Below are 11,456 nucleotides of genomic sequence, written 5' to 3' on the forward strand. Positions count from 1 at the left end.
GTTCCCGAAATTTCGGGTGGGTGATCGCCAGGACGTTGCCATTCGCTTACTCGGGCGTGGGCATCGGTACCGGACGCACGGGCATCATCAGGGCTCTTGCGACTTTCGGGGCGATTGGGAGGGACGCGATGTGGGACTTCGCGGGCCGGGACACCGCTATCGACCTGGGCAGCGCCACCGTGCGGATGCATGTCCGAGACCGCGGTGTCGTCTGCCGGGAGCCGTCGCTGCTCGCCCGATGCCGGCGGACCGGGCGCATCCTCGCGCTCGGCGGGTCGGCGCAGGAGATGGCGGGACGCAATCCCGACGTGGCCCTCGTCCGGCCGATCCGGAGGGGCGCGCCCACCGAGACCGACGAGGCCGAGTACCTGATGCGGCACCTCGTGCGCAAGCACCACCGGCGCCACTACACGGCGCGCCCCCGGCTGGTCGTGACGGTGCCGAGCGGGCTGAGCTCGGTGCACTACCGGGCCCTCCAGTTCTCCGCGTACCAGGCGGGCGCGCGGCGCCTCACGCTGGTGCCGACGCCGATCGCCGCCGCCATCGGGATGGGCATGACGTCGTCGGCGCGGCCCGAGGTCGCCGTCATCGCCGACATCGGCGCGGACGTCACCGATGTCGGCGTGATCGCGTTCGGCGGGCTCGTGACGTCCCATACCGCGCATGTCGGCGGCGCGGCGCTGGACCGCGCGATCGTGGCGCTCGTCCGGCGCGAGCAGAACGTCGCGCTGTCGGTGTCGGCGGCGGAGGCCGCGAAGCTGGCGGTCGGGGCGGTGCCGCCGCTCGGGCGGCGGCCGGTGCGGCAGACGGTGGTGCACGGGCGCGACGTGGCGACGGGGATGCCGCGCGAGGTCGTCCTGACGACCGTGGACATCGGGCGGGCCATCGCCGGGCCCGTGGCCGAGATCGTCGAGGCGATCGGCCAGGGGCTCGCGGGCTGCTCCCCGGAGATATCCGGGGATCTGCTGAGCGTCGGCATCACGCTGACGGGCGGGTCCGCGCGGCTGCCGGGGCTGGAGCGGCTGATCCGCGACCGGACCGGGCTGGCCGCGCGGGTCGGGGACGACACCGGCGACGCGGCCGTGCTCGGCGCCGGGGAGGTGCTGCGGTCGGCCCATTCGCAGGAGCCGTCCGCCAGGGAGAGCTCCCCGCGGCCGCATCTCGTGACGACCGTCCCCGAGTTCGAGTACTGACCGGCGTACACTCCGGGTCCCATGAGCGACGCACCCGACGAGGGTCCCGGAAGCCCGCGGTTGCAGGAGGTCTCGGACGGGGTGTTCGCCTACGTCCAGCCGGATGGCACCTGGTGGATCAACAACACCGGCTTCCTGGTGGGGACCCGTGGCGTGACCAGCGTGGATTCGTGCTCTACCGAGCGCAGGACCCGCGCCTACCTTGAGGCGATCCGGTCGGTGACGGAGCGGCCCGTGCGGACGCTGGTCAACACGCACCACCATGGCGATCACACGTTCGGCAACTACCTGTTCCCCGGCGCGACCGTCGTCGGGCACGAGGGGACGCGGGCGGGCGCGATCGCGTGGGGCAAGCCGTTCGACGAGCCGTTCTGGACGAAGGTCGACTGGGGCGCCGTCGAGCTGGAGCCGCCGTTCCTCACCTACACCGAAGGCGTGACCCTCTGGGTGGACGATCTGCGGTGCGAGGTCCGGCATGTCGGGATGCCCGCGCACACGACCAACGACTCGATCGTGTGGATCCCCGACCGGCGGGTCCTGTTCTGCGGCGATCTGCTGTTCAACGGGGGCACCCCGTTCCTGATGCAGGGGTCGGTGTCCGGCGCGATCAAGGTGCTGGAGGAGGTGATCGCGCCGCTGGACGCGGCGGTGATCGTCCCGGGGCACGGGCCGGTGGCGGGGCCGGAGCTGATCGACCGCGTGGTCGGGTACGCCCGGTTCGTCCAGGCGACGGCCAAGGCGGGGAAGGCGGCCGGGCTCACGCCGCTGGAGGCCGCGCGGGAGGCCGACCTCGGCCCGTTCGCGGAGCTGACCGACGCCGAGCGGCTCGTCGGCAACCTGCACCGCGCCTACGCCGAGCTGGACGGTCTCGAACCCGGCGCGCGGATCGACCTGGTCGCCGCGCTCGACGACATGATCGAGTTCAACGGCGGCCGCCCGCTGACCTGCCGCGCCTGAGCGCCCGCACCTCAAGGAGAAAATGTCGTGAATGTTGGTGTGCGCCGGTTGTAGCGTGGCCGCCCATGAGCGAAGCGCGGGCACTTCTGGACAGCGGGGACATCGCCGGGCTCATCCGGCATCTGCGGTTCACCGCGGACGGCATGGACCTGGCCGAGGTGGCGGCGCTCATGGAGGGCGCGGCGGCCCGGTCCGGGTTCGACGACATGCGGCGGGCGGCGGCCGCGATGGTCCGCGCGCGGGGGCCGCAGGAGCTGTACGACTTCGGGTACGCGTGCATCGAGCGCGGCGTGCCGTTCCTCGCGATCCCGGCGCTGCGGCGGGCGCTGGAGCTGATGCCCGAGGAGCCGGCGCTGCTGATGGAGCTGGTCTCGGCGCTGGAGCGGGAGAACCGGCACGCCGAGGCCGTCGCCGCGCTGGAGCCGCACGTGGTGTCGCTGGACCCGTGGCCCGCCCGGTACCTGCTCGCCTGCAACGCGCTGCTGGCCGGGGACCTCGTCCGGGCGGACCGGGAGGCGACGGCGCTGCCCGCCCCGGACGACGCCGACTGGGCGCCCGCCCATGACCGGCTCGCGCGGATGCTCGGCCGGGCGCGGGCCGTGCGGGACGTGAGCCCGCTGGACGCCGAGGACCTGCGGGGCTGGCATTTCACGCTCGGCGGCGCCATCCTCGCCACGGTCTCGCCGTACGGGTTCGACAAGGGCATGACGGGACGGTTCGCGTACACCTCCGACGGCTTCGCGGCGTGCCGCCGGGTCCTCGACCGGCTGCGGGTGATCCTGGACGCGGCCGGACGCCGCCCCGCGTCGGTCGGGCTCCTGCCGGACCGGTCGAGCCGGATCCTGGGGCTCGCGGCGGCGGAGGCGCTCGGGCTCCCGGCTGAGCCGTACACCCCCGGACGCCCGGACGTCCTGGTGGTCGCCTACGACCTGAACGAGACCGAGGCGGACGGGCTGCGGGAGCGCGCCGAGGGGCAGATCCTGTTCGAGCGCGCCACCTGCTGGACGGACCCGCCCGCCGTCAGCGCCGACGTCACCGGGCTCCTGCACCAGATCATCGTCGCGCCGTGGGGCGAGCAGCTGCGGGTGACGCCCGAGGGCGAGACCGAGACCGTCCCGGCGGACGGGCGGCCCGTGGAGGAGCTGGCGGCCGAGATCGTCCGGGCCGTCCCGGAGGACGACGAGGGCGACGGCGCCACGCCGCCCGACCCCGACGAGGCCCTCGCCGGGTTCGCGCGGGCGGTCGCCGGGCGGTGGCTCACCGGCCCGCGGGACGCGGTCCGCTCCCCCGGCCCGGTCCCGAGCAGCCGCTTCGCCTAGGCCGCCTAGCCGGTCATGTCGCGTTCGACGGCCTCGGCGGCCTTGCGGGCGGCGATGAGGACCGGGTCCCACACGGGCGAGAACGGCGGCGCGTAGCCGAGGTCGAGGCCCGTCATCTCCTCGACGGTCATGCCGTTCCACAGCGCGATCGCGAGGCCGTCGACGCGCTTGGCGGCGTTCTCCTCGCCGACGATCTGCGCGCCGAGCAGCCGTCCCGAGCGGCGCTCGGCGATCAGCTTGGTCCGCATCATGGTGGCGCCCGGGTGGTAGCCCGCGCGGGTGGTTGACTCGACGGCCGCGCTCAGCGTGTCGAACCCGGCGGCGGCCGCCTCGCGCTCGTTCAGCCCGGTCCGCGCGACCTCGATCCGGCATATCTTCGACACGGCGGTGCCGACGACGCCCGGGAACGTCGCGTAGCCGCCGCCGAGGTTGATCCCGGCGACGCGGCCCTGCTTGTTGGCGTGCGTGCCGAGCGCGATCGCGACCGGGGCGCCGGAGACGAGATGGCGGGTCTCGACGCAGTCGCCCGCGGCCCAGACCCGCTCGGTGCGGGTCCGCATCCGCCGGTCGGTGACGATGCCGCCGGTCGGGCCGGTCTCGATCCCGGCGGCGCGGGCGAGGTCGGAGGCGGGGCGCACGCCGAGCCCGAGGACGACGATGTCCGCCGGGTACGTCCCGTTCGCGGTGCGGACGGCGGTGACGTCCCCGTCCGGGGAGGTGTCGAAGCCCTCGACCGGCTCCCCGAGGTGCAGGTCCACGCCGATGTCGCGGATCGCGTCGGCGATGACGGCCCCCATGTCGGGGTCGAGGGTCTGCATCGGCTGGTCGGCGGCGTCCACGATGGACACCTCCAGGCCGCGCATCACCATCGCCTCGGCCATCTCCAGGCCGATGTAGCCGCCGCCCACCACGACCGCGCGCCGCGGCTCGTCCCGTTCGAGGACGCGGCGGATGCCGATCCCGTCGTCAAGGATCTGAACGCCGTGGATGCCGCGCGCGTCCGCCCCGGGCAGCCGCGGCCGTGCGGGGACGGCACCGGTCGCGACCATCAGCTGGTCGTAGGGCTCCCACCGCTCGCCGCCGCCCTCGTGGTCGCGGACCCGCACCCGGCCGCCCTCCACGTCGATCTCGACGGCCTCGGTGCGCAGCCGCACGCCGATGTCGCGCTCGCCGAACTCGGCGGGCGTGCGGGCGATGAGGTCGTCGAGCTCCTCGACCACGCCGCCCACGTAGTACGGGATGCCGCACGCCGAATAGGACACGTGGTGGCCGCGCTCGACCACGAGGATGTCCAGGTCGTCGGCGTTCCGGAGCCTGCGGGCCTGGGACGCGGCGCTCATCCCCGCCGCGTCGCCGCCGATGACGAGCAGCCGTTCCCGTGCGGCCATGACGCATCCCCCTCGGATTCTCAGATCCCGTACACGCGGCGTGCGTTGCCGGACGCGACCAGGCCGGCGACGCGTTCGGCGTCCCGGGCCGTCCAGGCGCCGTCGTCCACTCCCCCGGCGAGGAAGCCCGCGAGGCCGCGCCGGAACAGCAGCGCGCCCAGGTGGAACAGCTCGGCCAGCCCGAACGCGTCCGACGAGTAAAGCACCTTCCCGAACGGCGCGAGCTCCAGCAGCTCGGCGATCAGCACGGGCGAGCGGTGCCCGAGGTTGTGGGTCGCGAGGCCCGCGTCGACGTACACGTTCGGGAGCACCTGGGCGAGGTAGCCCGCGTTCCGGTGGAACGGGTAGTTGTGCAGCAGCATCGCGGGGACGGGGTCCATGGCGCGCAGCAGCTCGATGAGCAGCAGCGGGTCGCCGCGGCGCAGGTCGGCGTCGACGTCGCCGAGCCCGACGTGGAACTGTACCGGCAGCCCGGCGTCGACCGCGCACCAGACGAGGAACCGGTGCAGGACCTCGTCGTGCACGCGCGGCACGTCCGACCCCATGAGGCGCCCGGCCGCCGCCGTGACCTGCGCCGGGGACGGGCGGTCGCCCGACAGCTCCAGACCGGCCCGGTACGCGGCGATCGACTTCGCCCCGACCGCGCCGTGCCGCTGGACGCGGGCGCGGACCTCGTCCGCGAAGCGCGCGGCGTCGACGCCGGACACCGCGACCCGCTCGGCGACGCTCTCCAGCCGGACGATCTCGTGCGCCGCCGCGCCCGCGAGGCGTCCGAGCTCGGGCGGGTCGAGGAGCGACCGCGGCGTGTACCCGGTGTCCACGCACAGGGCCGCGAGCCCGGCGGCCTCCAGGAAGCGGCGGTTCACCTCGGCCGCGCCCAGCTCGGCGCGGCGGGCGAGGTAGGCGTCCGGCTCCGCGTGCGCGTCGAGGCCCAGGACGGGCGGGCACCAGCGCCGCAGCGCGAACCCGACCTGCGTGTCGAACGTGCTGACGCCCGGCGGGCCCGCCGCCTCCGCCTCCGTCAGCAGCGCCTCGAACTCCGCGCGGTCCAGGTCGCGGTCGAGGACGCCGTGGCAGTGGTGGTCGGCCAGCGGCAGCGACTCCAGGTATTCCAGCACGGCCCGTCTCCTCCCAGTAAGGGGATGATCTCCCTACGATGCCTGTGCGGGGCGTCACCCGTCGCCCCGTCACGCCGACGCCACTCCGATCGGGAGCCAGCACCGTGGAACAGACCCCTGAGATCGTCCCCACCGGGCACAGCCTCGACGCGCACGCCCGCGCGCGGCTCGGCAGGCGGGCCGCCGAGACCGCGCGGCGGCTGGCCGGGCAGGACATCGTGGCCGTCGCGCTCACCTGGGTGGACGTCAGCGGGATCACGCGGACCAAGACCGTCCCGGTGGGGCGGCTGGAGCACGCGGCGACGTGGGGCGTCGGGATGTCGCCGGTGTTCGACGTGTTCCTGCTGGACGACTCGATCACCTCCGGCAAGCACATCGGCGGCCCGTCCGGTGACCTGCGGCTCCACCCGGACCTCGGCCGCCTCCGCGTCCTGGCGGCGCTGCCGGGCTGGGCGCACGCGCCCGCGCTCCGGTACGCGCAGGACGGCGGCGTCCACCCGCTGGACACGCGGGCGCTGCTGCGGCGCGAGACCGAGCGGCTCGCGGAGGGCGGCTGGTCGGTGAAGGCCGCCGTCGAGATCGAATGGGCGGTGTCCCTGAGGGACGGGGCAAAGGATGGCGGGGACGGCTTCGTCGCGGCGTGCCGCGGCCCGGCGTACGGGATGACGCGGGTCACCGAGCTGGCCGGATACCTGCGGGACGTCCTGTCGGCGCTGAAGGAGACCGGCGTCTCCGTCGCGCAGCTGCACCCCGAGTACGCGGCCGGTCAGTACGAGGTGTCGGTGGTGGCGGAGGACCCGGTCGGCGCGGCCGACACCGCCGTCCTGGTGCGGGAGACGATCCGGGCGGTGTCGATGGCGCACGGCCTGGCCGCCTCGTTCTCCCCGAAGGTGGAGGCGGACTCGGTCGGCAACGGCGCGCACGTCCATCTGAGCCTGTGGCGGGAGAACGCGTCGTCCGGGCCGGTGAACGCGATGGCGGGCGGTGACGGGCCGTACGGGATGACGGCCGCCGGGGAGGCGTTCGCCGCGGGGATCCTGCGGCGGCTGCCGGCGCTGCTGGCGGTCGGGGCGCCGGCGGTGGCCAGCTACCTGCGGCTCGTCCCGTCGCACTGGGCGGGCGCGTTCGCGTGCTGGGGGCTGGAGAACCGGGAGGCGGCGCTGCGGTTCGTCACCGGCGCGGAGGGCGAGCAGTCCCGGGCGGCGAACCTGGAGGTCAAGTGCCTGGACGGGGCCGCCAACCCGTACCTGCTGCTGGCCGCGCTGCTCGCCGCCGGGCGGGACGGGCTCGGCGCCGACCTGAAGCTCCCGGAGCCGGTCGAGGTCGACCCGGCGTCGCTGGCGGAGGCGGAGCGCGCGGCCCGCGGCATCGAGCCGCTGCCGGCGTCGCTGGCGGAGGCGGTGGAGGCGTTCGAGGCGGACACCGTCCTGCGGGACGCGCTCGGCGAGGCCGTCACCGACACGGTGTCGGCGGTCCGGCGCGGCGAGATCGCGCTGCTGGACGGCGCGTCGCCGGAGGAGATCACCGCCGTCACCCGCTGGCGCCACTAGGACGCGTCCGATGCATCGGCGCCGCCCGGCCCGGCTCGAACCGCCGCACGCGCACCTGGACCTCGCCGCAGGCGCAGCGGGTGTAGGTCACCACGCCCTCCGAGGTCAGGTGGCGCGAGAGCACCTCGTACGCCTCGGACTCGGGCCAGCCGCAGCGTGGGCATTCCTCCACCGCACACATCCCCCGTGGAAGTCTGTAAGGGTTGTATTTAGTATGTCGTTTACAGCATGGCATGCCACCGGAGGCCACGGCAATGCGGATCACTGGATACAAGAGCCACGGGGTGGCGGCCGCGGCGGCGCTGGTCAACGCCGTCACCAGCACCGGCGGTGACGACTCCGCCGACGCGCTGCGCCGGATCCTGCGCGAGAACGAGTTCTTCTGGCGCCAGTTCAGGGACGACGACGCCCCCGACTTCCGCATCTGGGGCCGGACGCTGCGGCCGTTCTTCGAGGCCGAGCGGGTCGAGGACGCGATGGCCCTGCTCAACCGGCTCCTGCTGCAGGTCCCGATGCACCCGCACCTCGCCGACCACGAGCCGCACGGCCTGCACATGCACTACGCGCCGCCGTCGTCCCGCCTCCCGGACCGGTTCCGCGCGACGACGCTGATGAACCTCGCGGAGCTGATCGTCGAGCACGGGCTCACCCGGACGGGCGTCTGCGCGGCCGACGGCTGCGACCGCGTGTACGCCGACACCTCCCGGGCCGGGCGGCGCCGCTTCTGCTCGGAGTCCTGCGCCAACCGGACGAACGTCGCCGCCTTCCGCGCCCGCCGCCGCGGCTGACCATCCCGGCGTGATCTGTCTCGCTTTCAGCGGCTTTACCGAGGAATTGCCGACTTTCGGGAAGGACGTCCGGCATGTCGTCCGGGTTCTTCCGCCGCCGAGCCGATCTGTTCCGCCGGACCCGCCGGGACGACCGCGCGGTCGTCCACCGGGAGGCGCGGTCCGACGCGTACCGCATCGCGCGGCTGACGATCACCGCCGTGGCCGCGTACGTGCTGGCGCTGCAGGTGCTGCCGGAGGGCGGGCCGAAGCCGCTGCTGTCGCCGCTGACGGCGCTGCTCGTCGTCCAGTTCTCCGTCTACCAGACGATCAGGGCGAGCATCCTGCGGGTCGCCGCCGTCACCTCGGGGGTGCTGGTCGCGGTGATGGCCGCGAGCACCATCGGGTTCTCCTGGTGGACGCTCGGCCTGACGATCCTCGCCGCGCTGGTCATCGGGCACGTGCTCCGGCTGCGCGAGCACGTCCTGGAGGCGCCGATCTCCGCGATGCTGATCTTCGCGCTGGGCGCGGCCAGCGAGACCGGCGCGGCCGAGCGGGTCCTGGAGACGCTGATCGGCGCCGCCACCGGGCTCGCCGCGACGCTGCTCGCGCCGTCGGTGCGGGTCCGCCCGGCGGAGGAGGCCGTCCAGGACATCACCGAGAAGCTGCGCGCGCTGATCGAGGACATCGCCGACGGGCTGCGCGGCGAGCGGACCGGCCACGAGGCGGCCCGCTGGCAGGACGACGCCGAGCGGCTCGCCCGCGAGATGGCCCGCGCCGACCAGGAGCTCGGCGCGGCCGAGGAGAGCGTCCGGCTGAACCCGCGGACCCGGGCGCGGCGGCTCATCGACGCGGGCGTCGCGCTGCGCAACGCCATGGAGACGATGGAGCACTTCACGCTGTCGCTGCGCGGCCTGACCCGGGCGCTCGCCGACGACGAGCGGCTCGGGGAGCGGGGCCGGCTGCTGACCGACGGGTCACTGCGCAACGAGCTCGGCGACGCCCTCGCCGGGATCGCCGCCAGCGTCGCCGCCTACGGCCGGCTGGCGCGCGCCGACCTGGCCCGCGACGCGCGGCCGTTCCTCGCCGAGCACGAACTGGAGGTCCGCGTGGACGTCGCCCGCGAGCGCCGCGCCCGGCTCGCCCGCAGGCTGCACGAGCGTGCCGTGGCCGGGGACCCGTGGCCGCTGTACGGCGAGGTGACCATGGACGTGGACCGGCTGATCGAGAACCTGCGCGTCGAGCACCGGGCCCGCGCCCGCGAGCAGTGGCGGCGGCACCGCGGCGCGTCCCGGCATCTGCCCGCGCGTCCCGTCCGGGCCGTCCAGCGGGCCGGGCACCAGCTCCGCCGGGCCGCCGGGTCCGCCGTGGACGCGGCCGAGCGGAGCGCCCGCGAGTCCGGCGAGGACTACTGGCCACGGCGCTGACGAAGGCCCCGGGCCAGGGCCGGAAGCCAAAGGCAGAGACCCGTTCCTGAGGGTTGCCCCTGGGGGTCAGGAACGGGCCTCTGCGCGGATGGACCTCAGCTGGGGCCGGTCAGCGGAAGGTCGGCTCCAGCACGTCGACGCCACGGGTGTTGTCGGCGACGTATACGTACTTGCCATGCCAGTACGGCTGCCAGGAGGAGGCGTCCGCCGGGCGGTAGTAGGCGACCTGGCGCGGGTTCGTCGGGTCGCGGACGTCAAGGAAGCGGGTGCCCTGCGCGTAGAACGACTGGACGAGGATGCCGTCACGGACGTCGAGGTAGTGCGCCGAGCAGTCCAGGCTCTTCGGGTCGCTGCCCTCCTTGCCCGCGACGCCCCACGTGCCGACCGTGCGCAGGCGGAACGGGTCCTGCGGGGTGGAGCGCCAGCCCTCGCCGCGGTAGGAGCCCTCCAGCGACGCGATGACGAGCAGCCCGTCGTTGGCGCAGCCGTCGTTGAAGGTCTCCTCGGTGACGTAGATCAGCTTGCCGTTGCCCCACCTGCGCGGGTCGGCGGCCTGGTTCCGGGTCCGCCCGGTCGCGCGGTAGCTGTTGTGCATGAACGTGGAGTTGGTGGTGGCCTCGTCCAGGCCGCCGCCCGCGTACGGGACGGGGTCGTAGGCCGTGGCCCTGCGCCACTTCTTCGCCACCGGGTCGTAGTGCCGGCCGGAGGTGTGGTAGCCGCGGACGCCGCCGCGCCCGGACGCCCACGCGACGCCGTCGGAGTCGACCTGGATGTCGTGCGTGTAGTCGGTCTTGCCGTCGTTGCGGCCGGTGTCGATCGGCTTCTCGAACACCTTCGGCCTGGCCGGGTTGCGGACGTCGGTGACCCAGACGGGCCGCCCGCCCCAGTCGGCGGGCATCCAGTCCGCCTTGGCGGGGCCGCCCGTCCAGAGGTACTTGCAGTCGTTGACGCAGGTGGTCGTGTGCCCGGCCGGGACCTTCACGTAGGTGATGTGCCGCAGGTTCTCCGGCTTGGACGCGTCCACGACGTAGATGCCGGACTCGCCGGTCTTGGTGTCCCCGCCGAACGCGCGCGGGTCACGCGACAGGTAGATGATCTTGCGCTTGGGGTCGTAGTCGGTGTCCTCGGTCTCCCACATGCCGGGCATGTTCAGCTGCCCGACCAGCTTGGGCGAGCGGGGGTCGGCGGACACGTCGTAGGCCTTCAGCCCGAACTCGCCGGTCGCGTACATGATCGTCCGCTTGTGCCGGCCGTGGCCGTAGTCGATGAACATCAGCGAGATCGCGCCCTTGGCGTCGGTCACCCCGCCGACGCGCCGCACGCCCTTGATCGCCTCGGACTCCGCCTTCGCGGCGGTCGCCCGGTGGTAGTGCCCGGCGTGCCGGCCGCCGCCGGTGCCCTCACCCTCGGACGCGGCCTGCCCGGCCTGCCCGGCCTGGGCGGTCTGGGCGCCGGGCGGCTCGGGCGGGCACGCCGCGGCGGTCCCGGCCATCAGCACCGCGGCCGTCGCGACCGCGCCGCCGCCCTGGAGCAGGCGCCTGACGGTAACGGATGTGCGGGGAGACATCGCACCTCCAAGGAGAGATCATCGCAGGCGCCAGTGTGAACGAGCCGGGAAGGTTGATCAACAGGGCGGCGCATCACGAAATGGACTCAGCACCGTAAGGACTGGTCGGACCTGTCGTCCTGACCTACCCTCCCTGGGGGGCCGACCCCCCAGACCCCCCGGGGGATGTG

The 11,456-nt window shown here is 74.1% G+C and carries 10 protein-coding genes; 6 read left to right on the forward strand and 4 right to left on the reverse strand.

Going from position 1 to position 11,456, the window contains the following annotated elements; all coding sequences use genetic code 11:
- Positions 1 to 128 precede the first annotated feature (128 nt).
- The 3 genes from E1264_RS32610 to E1264_RS32620 all read left to right on the forward strand — a co-directional run bounded on the left by E1264_RS32610 (position 129) and on the right by E1264_RS32620 (position 3,469).
- Positions 129 to 1,193 (forward strand): rod shape-determining protein, encoded by a 1,065-nt coding sequence (locus tag E1264_RS32610; RefSeq protein ID WP_132179639.1) that lies wholly within the window; start codon positions 129 to 131, stop codon positions 1,191 to 1,193.
- A 21-nt stretch (positions 1,194 to 1,214) separates the two neighbouring features.
- Complete coding sequence (locus E1264_RS32615) at positions 1,215 to 2,150, forward strand: MBL fold metallo-hydrolase (RefSeq protein ID WP_132179641.1); 936 nt, start codon at positions 1,215 to 1,217, stop codon at positions 2,148 to 2,150.
- A gap of 65 nt (positions 2,151 to 2,215) precedes the next feature.
- Positions 2,216 to 3,469 (forward strand): hypothetical protein, encoded by a 1,254-nt coding sequence (locus E1264_RS32620; RefSeq protein WP_132179643.1) that lies wholly within the window; start codon positions 2,216 to 2,218, stop codon positions 3,467 to 3,469.
- Between the two features lie 5 nt (positions 3,470 to 3,474).
- Here E1264_RS32620 and E1264_RS32625 read toward each other — a convergent pair whose 3' ends face one another.
- Positions 3,475 to 4,857, reverse strand: coding sequence for an FAD-dependent oxidoreductase (locus E1264_RS32625; protein WP_132179645.1), 1,383 nt, complete (start codon positions 4,855 to 4,857; stop codon positions 3,475 to 3,477).
- A gap of 20 nt (positions 4,858 to 4,877) precedes the next feature.
- The gene (locus E1264_RS32630; protein WP_132179647.1) at positions 4,878 to 5,975 is read right to left on the reverse strand and encodes an amidohydrolase family protein; all 1,098 of its coding nucleotides are present in this window, start codon (positions 5,973 to 5,975) and stop codon (positions 4,878 to 4,880) included.
- A 104-nt stretch (positions 5,976 to 6,079) separates the two neighbouring features.
- Between E1264_RS32630 and E1264_RS32635 the strand changes: the two genes are divergently transcribed.
- Complete coding sequence (locus tag E1264_RS32635) at positions 6,080 to 7,525, forward strand: glutamine synthetase family protein (protein WP_207936524.1); 1,446 nt, start codon at positions 6,080 to 6,082, stop codon at positions 7,523 to 7,525.
- Here E1264_RS32635 and E1264_RS32640 read toward each other — a convergent pair.
- Complete coding sequence (locus tag E1264_RS32640; protein ID WP_165964492.1) at positions 7,506 to 7,697, reverse strand: hypothetical protein; 192 nt, start codon at positions 7,695 to 7,697, stop codon at positions 7,506 to 7,508. The genes E1264_RS32635 and E1264_RS32640 overlap by 20 nt on opposite strands.
- 82 nt (positions 7,698 to 7,779) lie before the next feature.
- On the opposite strand from E1264_RS32640, the gene E1264_RS45630 reads away from it, so the two are divergent.
- Positions 7,780 to 8,313 carry a CGNR zinc finger domain-containing protein gene (locus E1264_RS45630; protein ID WP_243711305.1) on the forward strand — a complete coding sequence of 178 codons (534 nt, stop codon included), beginning with the start codon at positions 7,780 to 7,782 and terminating at the stop codon, positions 8,311 to 8,313.
- Between the two features lie 74 nt (positions 8,314 to 8,387).
- Complete coding sequence (locus E1264_RS32650; protein ID WP_132179653.1) at positions 8,388 to 9,719, forward strand: aromatic acid exporter family protein; 1,332 nt, start codon at positions 8,388 to 8,390, stop codon at positions 9,717 to 9,719.
- Between the two features lie 109 nt (positions 9,720 to 9,828).
- Here E1264_RS32650 and E1264_RS43875 read toward each other — a convergent pair whose 3' ends face one another.
- The gene (locus tag E1264_RS43875; protein ID WP_165964493.1) at positions 9,829 to 11,286 is read right to left on the reverse strand and encodes a hypothetical protein; all 1,458 of its coding nucleotides are present in this window, start codon (positions 11,284 to 11,286) and stop codon (positions 9,829 to 9,831) included.
- Between the last annotated feature and the right edge of the window lie 170 nt (positions 11,287 to 11,456).

This window comes from Actinomadura sp. KC216, assembly GCF_004348535.1.
In the GTDB taxonomy this organism is placed as follows: Bacteria; Actinomycetota; Actinomycetes; order Streptosporangiales; family Streptosporangiaceae; genus Spirillospora.